The sequence below is a fragment of the Pantoea sp. C2G6 genome (assembly GCF_051336815.1).
GTDB lineage: Bacteria > Pseudomonadota > Gammaproteobacteria > Enterobacterales > Enterobacteriaceae > Pantoea.
In genome coordinates this window covers 201,725-218,261 of sequence record NZ_JBGMNJ010000001.1, presented here as the reverse complement: position 1 = coordinate 218,261, position 16,537 = coordinate 201,725, and the positions used below count along the sequence as shown (strand labels likewise).

At 56.5% G+C, this 16,537-nt stretch carries 13 protein-coding genes; 9 read left to right on the top strand and 4 right to left on the bottom strand.

What is annotated here, in order from left to right:
* The first annotated feature begins 425 nt into the window (after positions 1 to 425).
* The 5 genes from ssuE to ssuB are packed head-to-tail and all read left to right on the top strand — an operon-like array spanning position 426 to position 4,687.
* Positions 426 to 977, top strand: coding sequence for an NADPH-dependent FMN reductase (gene ssuE / locus ACCW71_RS00970; protein ID WP_436369013.1), 552 nt, complete (start codon positions 426 to 428; stop codon positions 975 to 977).
* Between the two features lie 11 nt (positions 978 to 988).
* Positions 989 to 1,942: a sulfonate ABC transporter substrate-binding protein gene (locus ACCW71_RS00965; RefSeq protein ID WP_436369012.1), complete on the top strand. Its 954-nt coding sequence runs from the start codon at positions 989 to 991 to the stop codon at positions 1,940 to 1,942.
* A gap of 9 nt (positions 1,943 to 1,951) precedes the next feature.
* Positions 1,952 to 3,100, top strand: coding sequence for an FMNH2-dependent alkanesulfonate monooxygenase (gene ssuD, locus ACCW71_RS00960; RefSeq protein WP_436369011.1), 1,149 nt, complete (start codon positions 1,952 to 1,954; stop codon positions 3,098 to 3,100).
* A 10-nt stretch (positions 3,101 to 3,110) separates the two neighbouring features.
* Entirely contained in the window at positions 3,111 to 3,902 is a 792-nt protein-coding gene (gene ssuC, locus ACCW71_RS00955) for an aliphatic sulfonate ABC transporter permease SsuC (protein ID WP_436369010.1), read from the top strand.
* Positions 3,899 to 4,687 (top strand): aliphatic sulfonates ABC transporter ATP-binding protein, encoded by a 789-nt coding sequence (gene ssuB, locus ACCW71_RS00950; RefSeq protein WP_436369008.1) that lies wholly within the window; start codon positions 3,899 to 3,901, stop codon positions 4,685 to 4,687. The genes ssuC and ssuB overlap by 4 nt, the downstream gene beginning before the upstream one ends.
* Before the next feature lie 40 nt (positions 4,688 to 4,727).
* Here ssuB and pepN read toward each other — a convergent pair whose 3' ends face one another.
* The gene (gene pepN, locus ACCW71_RS00945) at positions 4,728 to 7,343 is read right to left on the bottom strand and encodes an aminopeptidase N (RefSeq protein ID WP_436369007.1); all 2,616 of its coding nucleotides are present in this window, start codon (positions 7,341 to 7,343) and stop codon (positions 4,728 to 4,730) included.
* 243 nt (positions 7,344 to 7,586) lie between these two features.
* Here pepN and pncB point away from each other — a divergent pair, with 243 nt between their 5' ends.
* The 4 genes from pncB (at position 7,587) to ACCW71_RS00925 (ending at position 13,185) form a co-directional block, all read left to right on the top strand.
* Positions 7,587 to 8,792, top strand: a complete 1,206-nt coding sequence (pncB, locus tag ACCW71_RS00940; RefSeq protein ID WP_436369006.1) for a nicotinate phosphoribosyltransferase — start codon at positions 7,587 to 7,589, stop codon at positions 8,790 to 8,792.
* 158 nt (positions 8,793 to 8,950) lie between these two features.
* Entirely contained in the window at positions 8,951 to 10,351 is a 1,401-nt protein-coding gene (gene asnS / locus ACCW71_RS00935; RefSeq protein WP_436369005.1) for an asparagine--tRNA ligase, read from the top strand.
* A 301-nt stretch (positions 10,352 to 10,652) separates the two neighbouring features.
* Positions 10,653 to 11,762, top strand: a complete 1,110-nt coding sequence (ompF, locus tag ACCW71_RS00930; RefSeq protein ID WP_436369004.1) for a porin OmpF — start codon at positions 10,653 to 10,655, stop codon at positions 11,760 to 11,762.
* A 232-nt stretch (positions 11,763 to 11,994) separates the two neighbouring features.
* Positions 11,995 to 13,185, top strand: coding sequence for an amino acid aminotransferase (locus ACCW71_RS00925; RefSeq protein ID WP_436369003.1), 1,191 nt, complete (start codon positions 11,995 to 11,997; stop codon positions 13,183 to 13,185).
* A gap of 39 nt (positions 13,186 to 13,224) precedes the next feature.
* Here the strand turns inward: ACCW71_RS00925 and ACCW71_RS00920 are convergent, their stop codons facing one another.
* The 3 genes from ACCW71_RS00920 to ldtD form a co-directional block, all read right to left on the bottom strand.
* The gene (locus ACCW71_RS00920; protein WP_436369001.1) at positions 13,225 to 13,854 is read right to left on the bottom strand and encodes an MBL fold metallo-hydrolase; all 630 of its coding nucleotides are present in this window, start codon (positions 13,852 to 13,854) and stop codon (positions 13,225 to 13,227) included.
* A gap of 39 nt (positions 13,855 to 13,893) precedes the next feature.
* Positions 13,894 to 14,442, bottom strand: a complete 549-nt coding sequence (locus ACCW71_RS00915) for a DUF882 domain-containing protein (protein WP_436369000.1) — start codon at positions 14,440 to 14,442, stop codon at positions 13,894 to 13,896.
* A gap of 185 nt (positions 14,443 to 14,627) precedes the next feature.
* Positions 14,628 to 16,439, bottom strand: a complete 1,812-nt coding sequence (gene ldtD / locus ACCW71_RS00910; protein ID WP_436368998.1) for a L,D-transpeptidase — start codon at positions 16,437 to 16,439, stop codon at positions 14,628 to 14,630.
* Positions 16,440 to 16,537 lie beyond the last annotated feature (98 nt).

The window sequence follows — 16,537 nt, the reverse complement described above, 5'->3', positions numbered from 1 at the left end:
TTTTACTTCATTTTTATTTCAGTGCAGCATCTGCAATTAATCTGAATAGTGGCGGCGACCTGCCCGGCATCCGCGTTGATTTATCCATGCTTTACTTCACTTCTCTGCGTGCCGTTACGCTTTTATTCCGCTCCTGCCCTGGTCTGAATGATTAAGCAATCAGACTGAGGATATTTTTTCTGCCCGATCGGCCTGTTTTCGCGGTTTCGTATCACCGTCCTTAATGATTCATATCACCCTCAACGCCGAATTTAAGAATTATCGGAACAGCCTGAATCCCCATTTTTGGCCCGCTCAGGCTATTTGCAGTTTTCACCCTAGGTTTGCCAGATAAATCATTTAAGCCCGCTTCCCTGCTCTGACAGTATGAGGGCATAAGTTCTCACTAATCGACAATCAATAACTTTTAGTTATAAGGAGTAGCGATGCGCGTAGTGACGCTGGCAGGCAGCCCACGATTTCCCTCCCGCTCAACTTCATTGCTGACGATCTGCCAGCACAAGCTGGAAGCGTATGGTGTGGAAGTCATCCCCTGGAATATTCATAACTTCCAGCCGGACGATCTGATTAATGCGCGTTTTGATGCGCCCGCCTTGCTGGCATTACGTGAGGATCTGGCGACGGCCGATGGCCTGATTGTCGCCACGCCCATCTATAAAGCGTCGTTTTCAGGGGCGCTGAAAACCCTGCTCGACCTGCTGCCGGAGCGCGCGCTGGAGCACAAAGTAGTGTTACCGCTCGCCAGCGGCGGCAGTGCCGGTCATATGCTGGCGCTCGATTACGCCCTGAAACCGGTGCTCAACGCACTCAAGGCGCAGGAGATCCTGCATGGCGTCTATGCCGAAGATCACCAAATCCAGCATTACGACCGCAAGCCCGCGTTGCAGGATTCGCTGGCGCAGCGTCTTGATGCGGCGGTCTCCGCTTTCTGGCTGGCGCTGACCCGTCACCATCATCCCATTGCACAAGCGGTATAAGGAAGAGAACGATGAAGCAGAGATTAGGAAAGTGGCTGGTGGCGGGACTTCTGCTGGCTGGCCTTCAGGTTCAGGCCGCTGAATCGGACCCGGCTGAGATTCGCATCGGCTATCAGAAAGGCTCGGTCAGCATGGTGCTGGCAAAGTCGCATCAGTTACTGGAGAAGCGTTTTCCTCATACGCAGATTAAGTGGATCGAGTTCCCCGCCGGTCCACAGATGCTGGAAGCGCTGAATATCAACAGCATCGACCTTGGCAGCACGGGCGATCTCCCGCCGCTGTTTGCCCAGGCCGCTGGCGCAGACCTGTTGTATGTCGGTTCCGAACCGCCAAAACCGAAATCTGAGGTGATTCTGGTGCCGAAAAACAGTCCGCTGAAACAGGTGGCGGACCTTAAGGGTAAAAAAGTCGCTTTCCAGAAAGGTTCCAGCTCACACAATCTGCTGCTGCGTGCCCTGCAACAGGCGGGCCTGACCTTTAAGGACATCACCCCGGTCTACCTCACCCCGGCCGATGCCCGTGCCGCCTTCCAGCAGGGCAACGTCGACGCCTGGGCGATCTGGGACCCCTACTACTCCTCGGTGCTGTTGCAGGGGAACTCACGGCTGTTGATTGATGGCAGCTCACTTAATCTGACTGGCTCGTTCTATTTAGCCACCCGCAGCTATGCCGAAGCGCATGGGGCCTTTATCCAGCAGGTGCTCGACACCTTCAGCGCCGCCGACGAACTGACCCGCAGCCAGCGTCAGCAGAGTACTACCCTGCTGGCGCAGGCGATGGGCTTACCCGAACCGGTGATCGCCAGCTATCTCAGTCATCGCCCGCCGACCCGCATTTCTCCGGTCAGCGCGGAAACGGCGGCGGCCCAGCAACGCACCGCCGATCTGTTTTATGCCTCTCATCTGTTGCCAGTAAAAGTGACCATTCAGGATCGCATCTGGCATCCGCAAACCGTGACGCAATAAGGAGCAACAATGAGCATCTCCGTTTTCTGGTTCCTGCCGACGCATGGCGACGGTCACTATCTTGGCACCGCCGAAGGGGCGCGACCGGTTGATCACGCCTATCTGCAACAGGTGGCACAGGCGGCCGACCGGCTGGGTTTTGGCGGCGTGCTGATCCCGACCGGCCGCTCCTGTGAGGATGCCTGGCTGGTGGCCGCCTCGCTGATCCCGGTGACGCAGCGCCTGCGCTTTCTGGTGGCGCTACGGCCGGGGGTGATTTCGCCGACTCAGGCGGCGCGTCAGGCAGCCACCCTGGATCGCCTCTCCAACGGACGGGCGCTGTTTAATCTGGTGACCGGCGGCGACCCGGAAGAGCTGGCGGGTGACGGCGTGTTCCTCGACCACCGTGAGCGTTACGCTGAATCTGCCGAGTTCACCCGCGTCTGGCGTCGGGTGCTGGAAGGCGAAACCGTCGATTACGAAGGCAAGCATGTGAAGGTACGCGGCGCGCGTCTGATGTTTAAACCGGTGCAGCAGCCTCGTCCGCCGCTGTGGTTTGGCGGGTCATCCGAACCGGCCCAGGCGCTGGCGGCTGAGCAGGTCGATGTCTATCTCACCTGGGGAGAGCCACCGGCGCAGGTCAAAGAGAAGATTGATCAGGTGCGTGCAAAAGCGGCGGCGCTGGGCAGAACGGTACGGTTTGGCATTCGTCTGCACGTCATCGTACGTGAAACCAATGAGGAGGCCTGGCAGGCCGCCGACCGGCTGATTGCCAATGTGGATGACGCGACCATCGCGAAGGCGCAGGCGGCGTTCCAGCGGGCAGACTCGGTGGGGCAACGCCGGATGGCTGAGCTGCACGGCGGCCGCCGCGATAAGCTCGAAATCAGTCCAAATCTGTGGGCCGGCGTTGGCCTGGTGCGCAGCGGAGCCGGTACTGCGCTGGTCGGAGATGGTCCGACCGTCGCTGCCCGGATTAAAGAGTACGAGGCACTGGGCATCGAGACCTTTATCCTGTCGGGCTACCCGCATCTGGAAGAGGCTTATCGCGTCGGCGAACTGCTGTTCCCGCACCTCGACCTTCAGGTTCCGCTGGTGCCTCAGCCGCGGGTGGTTCAGGCGCACGGTGAAGCGGTCGCCAACGATTTTACCCCTGAGAAAAAAGTCGCGCAGGGCTGAGGAGAACAGAATGGCCAGAACACGAAAACGTCTTGCCGATACGCTGGTGCCGTGGCTGCTGCCGACGCTGCTTGTCGTGATGTGGCAGATTGCCTCGCAGACCGGCTGGTTGTCGAACCGCATTCTGCCCGCGCCGGAGAAAATTGTGACCACGTTCTGGCAGCTGACCGCCAGCGGCGAGCTGTGGCAGCATCTGGCGATCAGCAGCTGGCGGGCGCTGATCGGCTTCAGCATTGGTGGATCTCTCGGTCTGCTGCTGGGTCTGATCACCGGCACCTCACGGACCGGCGAACGGCTGCTGGACACCTCGATTCAGATGCTGCGTAACGTACCGCACCTGGCGCTGATCCCACTGGTGATCCTCTGGTTCGGCATCGATGAGTCAGCCAAAATCTTTCTGGTGGCGCTGGGCACGCTGTTTCCGATCTACCTGAATACCCATCACGGCATCCGCAATATCGATCGCGGTCTGGTCGAGATGGCGCGCAGTTATGGCCTCTCCGGCTGGAGCCTGTTTAGCCAGGTGATCCTGCCCGGCGCGCTGCCCGGCATTATGGTCGGCGTCCGCTTTGCGCTGGGGCTGATGTGGCTGACGCTGATTGTGGCGGAGACCATCTCCGCCAACGCTGGCATCGGCTATCTGGCGATGAACGCGCGTGAATTTCTGCAAACCGATGTGGTGGTGGTGGCGATCATTCTCTACGCCCTGCTCGGCAAACTGGCCGATCTCACCGCACTGCTGCTGGAACGGGTCTGGCTGCGCTGGCATCCGGCTTATCAACTGAAGGAGGAGAACGCATGAGTCAGACTTTTTCCCCGGCCCGCCTCAACAGCGGTACCCCGGTTGGCGTGAATGAGGTCAGCAAAAGGTATGGCGATCGTACTATTCTGAATAAGATTAACCTGCACATTCCCTCCGGTCAGTTTGTGGCGGTGGTGGGACGCAGCGGCTGCGGCAAAAGTACCTTGCTGCGGCTGCTGGCCGGTCTGGAACAGGCCACCCGCGGTGAGCTGCTGGCGGGCAATGCCCCGTTGCAGTCGGCACAGGAAGAGACCCGCCTGATGTTTCAGGATGCGCGGCTGCTGCCGTGGAAAAAGGTGATTGATAATGTCGGGCTGGGCCTGCGCGGACGCGAATGGCGCAGCGCGGCGCAAGAGGCGCTGGCGGCGGTGGGGCTGGCCGATCGGGCCGATGAGTGGCCCGCCGCGCTATCGGGTGGGCAGAAACAGCGCGTGGCACTGGCGCGGGCGCTGATCCACCAGCCCGGTTTACTGCTGCTGGATGAGCCGCTGGGGGCGCTGGATGCCCTGACCCGCATTGAGATGCAGGGATTGATTGAGTCGCTGTGGCAGCAACATCACTTTACCGTGCTGCTGGTGACGCATGATGTCAGTGAAGCGGTGATGATGGCGGATCGCGTACTGTTGATCGAAGAGGGCGAGATCGGGCTGGATCTGCTGGTGGATTTGCCCAGACCCCGGCGGCGCGGATCGGCGCGCCTGGCAGAGCTGGAAGCAGAGGTGCTGGATCGGGTAATGCAGCGCACAGAGCGGCCGCAGCCGTTACGCTACGCGCAGCAGCGTTAAAAAAAGGCGGAGGCCGTAACCGGCGCTCCGCCTTGTGTTATCAGGCGTTCAGCGCCCGGGTGATCTTCTCATAGAGATCGCCAGAGAGTTTATCCAGCGCCAGCAGCTGCTCCAGCGCCTGGCGCATCATTGCCTGACGCTGTTCGTCGTATCGTTTCAGGCGAATCAACGGCTCCACCATCCGTGCGGCAACCTGTGGGTTGCGGGTGTTGAGATCGGTCAGCATCTCCACCAGGAACTTATAGCCACTGCCATCTTTGGCATGGAACGCGGCCGGATTCGCCGAGGCGAAAGCGCCGATCAGTGAACGAACCCGGTTCGGGTTGCCCATGCTGAAAGAGCGGTGATTCAGCAACTGACGTACGTTGCGCATCACATTGGCCGCTGGACTGGTCGCCTGTAGCACAAACCACTTATCCATCACCAGACCATCCTGATGCCAGCGCTCATCGTAGGCCGCCAGCAGTGCATCACGGCACGGCAGCTGGGCTGCCACCGCCGCTGACAGAGCCGCCAGCGCATCGGTCATGTTGGTCGCCTGCTGATACTGCGCCTGCACCAGTTTGTCCGCCAGCTGCGCGTCGCTGAAGGCGAGATAGCTCAGGCAGACATTCTTCAGGCTGCGCTGACCAATGGCGGCATGCTCGACGCGATATTCATCCTGCTTATTCGCGTTGTATATCGCAAAGAACTCATCGGCCAGTTCGCGGGCCAGCGTGCGTTGCAAGGCGTCCCGCACCAGTGCAATCGCCTGCGGATCGATAGTATCAAACAGTTCGGCAATCTCATTTTCCGACGGCAGCGTCATGATCAGCGCCGTCAGGGCCGGATCGCAGTCGGTGTCGAGCAGCACCGCCCGGAACGCGTCAGCCACATGCAGCGGCAGCGACAGATGCTGGCCCTGCTGATAGCGGGCGACATTCAGACGAATATAGGTCGCCAGCAGGCTCTGAGCCGCATCCCAGCGGGAGAAGTCGTTGCGTGCATGGCGCATCAGGAAGGTGAGCTGAGCATCGCTCCATTTATAATCGAGCTTCACCGGAGCAGAAAATTCACGCAGCAGCGACGGCACCGGCTGGAAGTAGACATTATCGAAAATAAAGGTCTGGAACTCTTCGGTGACATTCAGCACATGATGTACTGGATGACCGTTATTCTGTAGCGGGATCACCTTGCCTTCGCCGTCATAAAGCTCGATATCCAGCGGGATATGCAGCGGCAGCTTCTCTTTCTGATCGGCAGTCGCTGGCGTGTGCTGGGTGACATGCAGCGTGTACTGCTCCAGCTCAGGATTGTAATCGTCGCGCACCGTCAGCACCGGCGTACCGGACTGGCTGTACCAGCGGCGGAACTGCGACAGATCGACGTTAGAGGCATCTTCCATCGCCTGAACAAAGTCATCACAGGTAGCGGCGCTGCCGTCATGGCGATCAAAATAGAGCCGCATGCCTTTCTGGAAATTCTCTTCACCCAACAGGGTGTGCATCATACGGATCACTTCTGACCCTTTTTCATACACCGTCAGAGTGTAGAAGTTGTTCATCTCGATGACCTGATCCGGGCGGATCGGGTGTGCCATCGGGCTGGCATCTTCCGCAAACTGCGCCCCGCGCACGATACGCACATTATCAATGCGGTTCACCGCGCGTGAACCCAGGTCTGAGCTGAACTCCTGATCGCGGAACACCGTCAGCCCCTCTTTCAGGCTGAGCTGGAACCAGTCGCGGCAGGTGACGCGGTTGCCGGTCCAGTTATGGAAATATTCGTGGCCGATCACCGCTTCAATACCGAGGTAATCTTTGTCAGTGGCGGTCTCCGCTTTAGCCAGCACATATTTGGCATTGAAGACGTTAAGGCCTTTATTCTCCATCGCGCCCATGTTGAAGAAATCGACCGCCACGATCATAAAAATGTCGAGGTCATATTCGAGACCGAAACGCTCTTCATCCCACTTCATGCTGTTTTTCAGTGAGGTCATCGCCCAGTCAGCGCGGTCGAGATTGCCGCGATCGACAAAGATCTCCAGCGCCACGTCACGCCCCGAACGGGTGGTGAAACTGTCACGCAGCACGTCGAAATCACCGGCCACCAGCGCAAACAGATAGCAGGGTTTCGGGAACGGGTCCTGCCACTTCACCCAGCTGCGACCCTGCTCGTCACGCCCGCTGTCGAGGCGGTTGCCGTTGGAGAGCAGGAACGGATAGCGCTCACCGTCGGCATAAATCGTGGTGGTAAAACGGGCCAGCACGTCGGGACGATCGAGATACCAGGTGATATGACGGAAACCTTCCGCCTCACACTGGGTACAGAGCGCCTCGCCCGATTGATATAACCCTTCCAGCGCGCTGTTCTGATCCGGGTGAATATCATTGATGATTTTCAGCGTGAAACTCTGCGGCAGCTGGCTGATCACCAGCGCGCCCTCCTCTTCCCGGAAAGCGCTCCAGGGCTGTCCGTCGACTTCAAGCGCAATCAGCGTTAACGCTTCACCGTCCAGCCGCAGATCGCTCTGGCTGGCACCGAGCCGTTTAACCTGACTGATGGCCGTGACACGGGTGGTGGACGCATCCAGTTCAAAGGTTAAATCAATGTCGGTAATGGTGTAATCAGGCGCACGGTAATCGTGGCGATACTTGATTTGGGGCTGTTGCGTCATATGGCGTCTCGCGTTGTTATAAGTTTACCGGCAAAGTCTAAGCTGGTTACTTCCAGCTTGCCACGCACAATGCAGCTGAAGCGTGAAATGGCTACACTTTGTTAACAAAGGCACAGATTGGCCTCGACCCGCTGGACTGAAATATGCTGTGATCGGCTTCAGAGAGTGAATTATACTTCTGCGTCTTTACGACTTTATACAACACCGGGCTCTGCGCCACCGAACAGGATGCTGAAACGCGCCATGACAGGACATGCTTCCCCGATACTGACCTCGCTGCTGGATACGGACGCCTATAAGCTCCATATGCAGCAAGCCGTGTTCCACCGCTACCCGGATGTAACGGTGGCGGCGGAGTTTCGCTGCCGCGGCGACGAACTGCTGGGTCTCTACGCTGACGAAATTCGTGACGCGATAACCGCAATGCACAGCCTGGCGCTGACCGATGATGAAGCGGTCTGGTTGTCTCATCTGCCCTTTTTCCATCAGGATTACCTGAGCTGGCTGCGCCAGTTCCGCTACAACCCGGATCAGGTTGAGGTGCGTAATCACCACGGCAGACTGGATATTCGTATTCAGGGGCCGTGGCGTGAGGTGATATTGTGGGAGGTGCCCTTGCTGGCCTTGATCAGTGAGATTGTGCACCGGCATCGCACGCCGCAGGTGACGACCCAGCAGGCGATTGACCATTTACATCACAAACTCGGCGACTTTACCCGCCAGGTGGCCGATCTCGATATGTCGCGCTTCCGCCTGATGGATTTCGGCACCCGCCGTCGCTACTCGCAGGATGTGCAGCAGTCGATCGTCTCAACGCTGAAACAGGATTTTCCGTGGCTGATTGGCACCAGCAACTATGACCTGGCGCGCCGCCTCTCCCTGACGCCGGTGGGCACCCAGGCCCACGAGTGGTTCCAGGCGTTCCAGCAGATCAGTCCGGTACTGGCCAACAGCCAGCGCGCTGCCCTTCAGGCGTGGCTGGATGAATATGACGACCAGCTGGGTATCGCCCTCACCGATTGCATCGCTATGGATGCCTTCCTGCGTGATTTCGGTCCGGTATTTGCCCGGCGTTATCAGGGGCTGCGCCACGATTCCGGCGATCCGGTGGAGTGGGGAGAGAAAGCCCTCGCCCACTATCAGAAGCTGGGCATCGATCCGCAAAGTAAAACGCTGGTCTTTTCCGACAACTTAAATCTCGACAAAGCACTGGCGCTTTACCGTCACTTTGGTCAGCGCACCAATGTCGTTTTTGGCATCGGAACCCGCCTGACCTGCGATATTCCCGGTGTCACCCCGCTGAATATTGTGATCAAACTGGTGCAGTGTAACGGCAAGCCAGTAGCGAAACTCTCTGACAGTCCGGGTAAAACCATCTGCCAGGATAAAGCCTTTGTCAAAGCTCTGCGCAAGGCGTTCGACCTGCCGCTGGTGAAAAAAGCGAGTTAACTCTTCTCTTCACGGGGCGTGAAAGCGCCCCGCCTCTGCCGTAATAAATCTGCCTTTCCGCCCGAATTTTGCTTGTTTCCTGAAGACTCGCAAGTAACATAGCAAAACCCCGGATGGGGCAACTTTTTTACTCACTTCTTCTATATAGAGAGATATTTATGAGCGTAGTGCCTGTAGCGGACGTACTGCACGGTCGCGTCGCGGTTGACAGTGAAGTCACCGTACGTGGTTGGGTGCGTACCCGAAGAGATTCCAAAGCCGGTCTTTCCTTCATCGCTGTCTATGACGGCTCCTGCTTTAATCCCGTTCAGGCTGTCGTCAATAATTCTCTGAATAATTATCAGGATGAAGTGCTGCGTCTGACCACCGGTTGTTCCGTGATCGTCACCGGTAAAGTGGTGGCCTCGCCGGGTCAGGGCCAGGCGTTCGAGATTCAGGCGACCGCGCTGGAAGTGGTGGGCTGGGTGGAAGATCCCGACAGCTACCCGATGGCGGCGAAACGCCACAGCATCGAGTATCTGCGTGAAGTGGCTCACCTGCGCCCGCGCACCAATCTGATTGGCGCGGTTGCCCGCGTTCGCCATACTCTGGCGCAGGCGCTGCATCGTTTCTTCGACGAAAACGGCTATTTCTGGGTCTCCACGCCGCTGATCACCGCCTCAGATACCGAAGGCGCGGGTGAAATGTTCCGGGTCTCCACACTGGATCTGGAAAACCTGCCGCGTAACGATCAGGGTAAAGTTGACTTCAGCGAAGACTTCTTTGGTAAAGAGGCGTTCCTGACCGTATCGGGTCAGCTGAACGGCGAAACCTATGCCAGCGCCCTGTCGAAAATCTATACCTTTGGCCCGACGTTCCGCGCTGAGAACTCCAACACCAGCCGTCACCTGGCGGAATTCTGGATGCTGGAGCCGGAAATTGCCTTTGCGTCGCTGGATGATGCCGCCGCACTGGCCGAAGCGATGCTGAAATATGTGTTCAGCGCGGTGCTGGAAGAGCGCGCTGATGATATGGCCTTCTTTGCTGAGCGTGTCGACAAAGAGGCGGTTGAGCGCTTACAGCGTTTCATTACCACTGATTTTGCCCAGGTCAACTATACCGATGCGGTTGAAATCCTGATGAACTGCGGTCAGACGTTCGAGAACCCGGTCTCCTGGGGCATCGATCTCTCTTCCGAACATGAACGCTATCTGGCGGAGAAACACTTTAAAGCGCCGGTTGTGGTGAAAAACTATCCGAAAGACATTAAAGCGTTCTATATGCGCCTGAACGACGATGGTAAAACCGTGGCGGCGATGGATGTGCTGGCGCCTGGCATTGGTGAGATTATTGGCGGTTCACAGCGTGAAGAGCGTCTTGATGTACTGGACGCGCGTCTGGAAGAGATGGGTCTGAATAAAGAAGATTACTGGTGGTATCGTGACCTGCGTCGCTACGGTACGGTTCCCCATTCAGGCTTCGGATTGGGCTTTGAACGTTTAATCGCCTATGTAACTGGCGTACAGAATGTCAGGGACGTTATCCCCTTCCCGCGCACGCCACGCAACGCGAGTTTCTAAAATTTAAGATTAATTATAAGAAATTCATATATATAAAGAGGTCGGCACTGCCGGCCTTTTTTTATTTTTGTAAATTTTGAGTTCTCTCACAAAGTTCCGTATTTTTTACATTTTGTAATACATATTTTCCTTTAGAAACCAGATTACGACTTTAGTAGCATTTTCGAGGTAGAAATAGAGCTGGGGGGATGGAAAGATGCGTGCAGACACAGGAAGACACCAAACTTCTCTCAGGGTTCCCGTAAAGGTTTCTTGACGGCAGTGGCAGGTGTACAAATAACTCCAATGAGGGTAATGAATAATGATGAAGCGCAATATTCTTGCAGTGGTTATCCCTGCTCTGTTAGCCGCCGGCGCAGCAAACGCTGCCGAAATCTATAACAAAGACGGCAACAAACTGGACCTGTACGGTAAAGCTGTTGGTCTGCATTACTTCTCTGACGACGCAAGTAATGACGGTGACAATTCTTACGTCCGCTTTGGCTTCAAAGGCGAAACCCAGATTAACGATCAACTGACCGGTTACGGCCAGTGGGAATACAACATTCAGGCGAACAACTCTGAAGGTTCTGATGCACAAAACGGCAACAAAACCCGTCTGGGCTTTGCCGGTCTGAAATTCGGTGACGCTGGCTCAATCGACTACGGCCGTAACTATGGTGTGGTTTATGATGCAATCGGCTGGACCGATATGCTGCCAGAGTTCGGTGGCGACTCAGGATATTCAGATAACTTCATGAACGGCCGCAGCACCGGTCTGCTGACCTACCGCAACACCAACTTCTTTGGTCTGGTTGATGGCTGGGACTTCGCAGCTCAGTATCAGGGTAAAAACGACCGCGCAGACATCCGTCGTGCTAACGGCGATGGCTACGGCGTATCTACAACTTATACATCACCTATCGGTGTGGGCTTCGCAGCAGCATACAGCAGCAGCGACCGTACCAACGCACAGTCGGCTGGTACCGTTCGTAATACCGATACTAATACCGATGTAGGCACTGGTGTTGGCGCAGGTAAACGTGCTGAAAACTGGGCAACCGCACTTAAGTACGATGCTAACAATGTCTACCTGGCTGCCATGTACGGTGAGACCCGCAACTCAACTCCAATCAATTCCGGTGACTTTACTGCGTTTGCAAACAAAGCACAGAACATTGAGCTGGTTGCACAGTATCAGTTCGACTTCGGTCTGCGTCCATCCCTTGCCTACGTTCAGTCTAAAGGCAAGGACATTGAAGGCGTAGGCGATGCGGACCTGGTTAAATACTTCGATGTGGGCGCAACCTACTACTTCAACAAAAACATGTCTACCTATGTTGATTACAAAATCAACCAGCTGAATGACGACAACCCACTGGGTCTGAACACAGACGACGTGGTTGGTGTGGGCCTGGTTTACCAGTTCTGATTCCGCTTTACACATGTTTTCAAAACGGGGCCTATGGCCCCGTTTTTTTATCTCTGCCATTTGCTGGTCACTGTTCTGTCCTCCTTTTACGCCGCCACCGCGTCTACTTTTCTCCGCCTCCCTGTTCACGCCGTAAAATGCACGAATTAGTCTCGCAAACGGTTGGCATTTGCCTGGTGTGACGCTAACCTGAGAGCTCTCTTGCTAAAGTTCACGCTAATGGACCTGACACATGTTTGAATCGATCTCTGCTGCACCCGCCGATCCTATTCTCGGGCTGGCCGATCTGTTTCGCGCTGACGACCGCCCCGGCAAAATTAACCTGGGTATCGGCGTCTATAAAGACGAAACCGGCAAGACCCCGGTGCTGACCAGCGTTAAAAAAGCCGAGCAGTATTTGCTGGAAAACGAAACTACCAAAAACTATCTCAGCATTGATGGTCTGGCGGATTTCGCCCGCTGCACCCAGGCACTGCTGTTCGGCAACGACAGCCCACTGATCGCCGCCAGCCGGGCACGCACTGCCCAGACGCCGGGTGGCACTGGCGCATTGCGCATTGCGGCGGATTTCCTTGCGACCCAAACATCGGTCAGGCGAGTCTGGATCAGTAATCCGAGCTGGCCAAACCATAAAAATGTGTTTAATGCTGCCGGCCTTGAAGTCTGTGAATACCACTATTACGACGCGGAAAATCACACGCTGGATTTCGAGGGAATGGTCGCGTCACTGAAACAGGTGCAGCCTGGCGACGTGGTGTTGTTCCACGGCTGCTGCCATAACCCGACCGGTATCGATCCGACAGCGGAGCAGTGGCAACAGCTGGCTCAGCTTTCACAGGCCAATGGCTGGCTGCCGTTGTTCGACTTCGCCTATCAGGGCTTTGCCCGTGGTCTGGATGAAGATGCCGAAGGCCTGCGTATTTTTGCCGCCTCGCATCAGGAACTGATTGTCGCCAGCTCTTACTCCAAGAACTTCGGCCTGTATAACGAGCGTGTGGGTGCCATCACCCTGGTGGCGGCGGAAGCCAGCGTGGCAGATACCGCATTCAGCCAGGTGAAATACACCATTCGTGCCAACTACTCCAACCCACCGGCGCATGGCGCGGCCATCGTCGCCACCATTCTGGGCAATGAAACGCTGCGTACCATCTGGGAGCAGGAGCTGTCCGATATGCGCCAGCGCATTCAGCGCATGCGCCAGCTGTTTGTAAACACTCTGGCGGAAAAAGGCGCGCAGCGTGACTTCAGCTTTATCATCAAGCAGAACGGCATGTTCTCGTTCAGTGGGTTGACCAAAGAGCAGGTGATTCGCCTGCGCGATGAGTTTGGTGTCTACGCCGTGAACTCCGGCCGGGTCAACGTGGCAGGCATGACGCCCGATAATATGTCGGCGCTGTGCGAAGCGATTGTCGCGGTGCTGTAACGACAGCAGTATAGAAAAATGGGCCTGATGGCCCATTTTTTATTGCAGGAAAGGATTGGTAAGGCGCTCATGCCCCAGGGTAGAGATGGGGCCGTGACCTGGTACAAAGGTGACATCATCGCCCAGCGGCAGCAATTTGGTGCGGATAGCATCAATCAACTGCTGATGGTCGCCCTGTGGGAAGTCTGTACGTCCCACGCCGCCATTGAAAATCACGTCCCCTGAAATCAGCAGCCGTCCCGGCCGATCAAAGAAAACGACATGGCCAGGCGAGTGTCCCGGACAGTGCAGGACTTCCAGCGTGGTCAGCCCTACCTGAACGCTTTCCCCCTCTTCCAGCCAGCGATCGGGAGTAAAAGGCGCGCACTCCTCAAGCCCGAACATCCGGCTCTGGGTTGGCAACGCCTCCAGCCAGAATGCATCACGCTTTTGCGGACCGACAATCGGGATCTGATAAAAGGCGGCGAGTTCCACTGCGGCCCCGACATGATCGAGATGGCCGTGGGTCAGCAGGATCTGCGCCGGCTTCAGTTTACGTTGCTCCAGCGTTTGCCTGATCAATCCGGCATCGCCACCGGGATCGACCAGTGCGGCTTCATGCGTCGTTTCGCACCAGATAACCGAACAGTTCTGCGCAAAGGCGGTAACAGGAATAATGTGGTAGTTCATAACGCTCCATGGCCGGCTCACGCAGCGTTGCCGGCGTCGTTACCAGTGCCTGACCGGCCCGGTATCAATGTGCACAAAGTTGCTGCGAGGATAATATCCTACACCACCGGCGCGCAGAGATAACGCCGCTTTGCGTACATTGGCTAAGGAAACGCCCTCAATATGGAAGTCCATCGCCTGACCCTTGGTGTGATAGCTGTGTTTCGCCACCCCTGGGCCGCTCTCGCGCAACATATTGTTGGTCGCCAGTGAACGATAGCCCGACACCAGCTGGATCGGTTTACGCATGCCCAGCAACGCCTGCAAGCGGAAGATTTGATCAAACAGATGCGGATCGATGCTTTTCACTTTATTGGCGCGGTAATCGCGGAAAAAGTGATTTAGTCGTGACAACTCATCCTTGTCGTAGCTCTTACCATTAAAAAACTCAGTTTTAAGGGTTTCACCGGTGTGAAGATTATTAAGCATCAATACACGCGGGCGAGACGTTGAAAGTGAGGCCATTGCAGACGTTGGCAGCAGGGCCAGGCCAGCGGTGGCGCTACCGCACAGCAGTAGTTTGCGACGAAAAGAATCAATAGTAGACATGTAGCGTATTACCTGAGAGTGAAGCCATAGAAATGTGCAAAAAGCGCACAGGCCGAACCATAACTTTCTCTCAGGGGACCGTCAACCCATCCAGGTCAGGTTTGGAAAGCGATGCCAGACGACATCGCCAGAGGATTCACCTTTTTTTAACCGTCGGGATGCGGCGAATAATGCAAAATCAATGACTAGAGCAGCAGTTGCTGAGCCCGGTTCAGTGCCTTGCTGCCTGAACGGGCGGTATCATCATAATTGTAAATATCTGTGCGGAACTGCGGTTTGCCATCATCAGCCACCCAGGCGGTCAGGTAGTAGAGATTGACCGGAATACGATGACGAATCGGCACATAGCGGGTGTCACCCTCTTTCAGCGTGCTGGAGATACGGGAGTCGTTCCAGCCTGCATCCTGCAACAACAGGCCCGCCAGTTCAGAAGCTTTATTCACCCGCACGCAGCCTGAGCTGAGCGCCCGGATGTCGCGCTGAAACAGATTGTGGTTCGGTGTGTCATGCAGATAGATCGCATCCGAACTCGGCATGTTAAATTTGTAGCGTCCCAGCGCGTTCATCTGCCCCGGTGCCTGAATCAGGCGATAGGGAAAGGATGAGGCTGAAACCATCCGCCAGTCGATCATGCTGGGATCGATTACTTCCGCATCGGCACTCCAGCCCGACAGCAGCGTATAGCCATGTTTGTAGAGATAAGTGGGATCCTGCTTCACCTTGGGAATGATGTCTTTACGCACCAGCGTAGTTGGCACGTTCCACGGCGGATTCAGCACGACATTATTCAGCGCGCTGCGCATCAGCGGCGTTTTGCGGTCAGGACGGCCGACAATCACCCGCGAAGAGAGGATTTTATTGCCGTTGTTGTAGTAGGTCAGCGAGTAGTTGGCGATGTTCACCATGATGCCGTTATGCATATCATCCGGCAGCAGGCGCAGACGCTGAATATTGAGCGCCAGCAGTGAAGCGCGCATTTGTGGCGAGACGTTAAGCCACTGCCGCGTTCTGGCACCAATCGCGCCATCGCCATCCAGGCCCTGCCACTGCTGAAAGCGTTTTACCGCTGCCACCAGCGTTTCGTCATAAATATTGGCGCTATTATTCTCCAGCGTCAGACTCTGGACATTACCCGGCGACTGCGGGGATGGCGCAGGCAGCTCGCTCAGCGGCGTGGCAGAAGGTGAGACAACTACCGGCTGATCGCTGTGGCTGACCGGGACGCTGGCGACCGGCACCGCGTCATCATCCGGTGTTGGGGCTTTAACCGACGCGGTTAACATGCCGCTGCGCTGTAAAATTTCACGCAGCGCCGGCACATCATCACTGACCTGGCCCGGACGCAGGGTTTCCGCATTTTTCAGCTGCGGCCAGGGGCGCTTATCGCTCAGCAGCGTTTTCAGCGCGGCATGCATCGGCTGATACTGGGGATGCTGCGGCTGTAATGAAGCGATAAAGGTCGTGTCCGATCCGGCGTTAACCGCATTCTGCCACTGATTGACGACCGCCACGGACGGCTGCGTCAGCCTGTAAGGCACGTTGCTGTAGAGCCAGGTTTCACCCTGGGTCGGGACGCTGGAGACAAATTGCAGGTAGCCCAGCATCGCATCTGACAGCGCCACGTCACGGGCAAAGCCGGTGATGGCCGGATCGGTCAGCCGCTCAATCCAACGGGTGAACTGAGGCTGGACACCAGAAAGCGCGACCTCGGCAAGCTGCTGCTGGAAATTCTGTACCGCCTGGCGATTCTGCCAGATCGGCTGCATATGGCGTGAGGCATAAAGCGTTGCCAGCGGCGCCAGATAAAAAGGTTGATCGGCGCTGGAAAAAGCCTGGCGGATACGCTGCTGACTTTCGGTAACGGAGATCCTCGCCTGAGTGGTGCCTGGCATGGCGGCAATGACCGCGGCCTGCGGTAGCGTAAATGGAACAACGGTTAGCGCCAGCGCTAACCATGATACAACGCGATGATGATGTAATTTTTTTGACCGCAACATCCCTGCCCCCTCTCTGTTCAACTCCGCAGCGTTCCCTGAAACCGCTGCGACCGCGTCGTGACTCATAATGTTGAGTATACAAACAAAAACGGCATTTG

Excerpts from the sequence above, each read along its gene's own strand:
- ACCW71_RS00925 (WP_436369003.1), top strand. The coding sequence starts at position 11,995 with ATGTTTGAATCGATCTCTGCTGCACCCGCCGATCCTATTCTCGGGCTG.
- ssuC (WP_436369010.1), top strand. The coding sequence starts at position 3,111 with ATGGCCAGAACACGAAAACGTCTTGCCGATACGCTGGTGCCGTGGCTG.
- ACCW71_RS00965 (WP_436369012.1), top strand. The coding sequence starts at position 989 with ATGAAGCAGAGATTAGGAAAGTGGCTGGTGGCGGGACTTCTGCTGGCT.
- ompF (WP_436369004.1), top strand. The coding sequence starts at position 10,653 with ATGATGAAGCGCAATATTCTTGCAGTGGTTATCCCTGCTCTGTTAGCC.
- ssuD (WP_436369011.1), top strand. The coding sequence starts at position 1,952 with ATGAGCATCTCCGTTTTCTGGTTCCTGCCGACGCATGGCGACGGTCAC.
- pncB (WP_436369006.1), top strand. The coding sequence starts at position 7,587 with ATGACAGGACATGCTTCCCCGATACTGACCTCGCTGCTGGATACGGAC.
- ldtD (WP_436368998.1), bottom strand. The coding sequence starts at position 16,439 with ATGTTGCGGTCAAAAAAATTACATCATCATCGCGTTGTATCATGGTTA.
- asnS (WP_436369005.1), top strand. The coding sequence starts at position 8,951 with ATGAGCGTAGTGCCTGTAGCGGACGTACTGCACGGTCGCGTCGCGGTT.
- pepN (WP_436369007.1), bottom strand. The coding sequence starts at position 7,343 with ATGACGCAACAGCCCCAAATCAAGTATCGCCACGATTACCGTGCGCCT.
- ACCW71_RS00920 (WP_436369001.1), bottom strand. The coding sequence starts at position 13,854 with ATGAACTACCACATTATTCCTGTTACCGCCTTTGCGCAGAACTGTTCG.
- ssuB (WP_436369008.1), top strand. The coding sequence starts at position 3,899 with ATGAGTCAGACTTTTTCCCCGGCCCGCCTCAACAGCGGTACCCCGGTT.
- ssuE (WP_436369013.1), top strand. The coding sequence starts at position 426 with ATGCGCGTAGTGACGCTGGCAGGCAGCCCACGATTTCCCTCCCGCTCA.
- ACCW71_RS00915 (WP_436369000.1), bottom strand. The coding sequence starts at position 14,442 with ATGTCTACTATTGATTCTTTTCGTCGCAAACTACTGCTGTGCGGTAGC.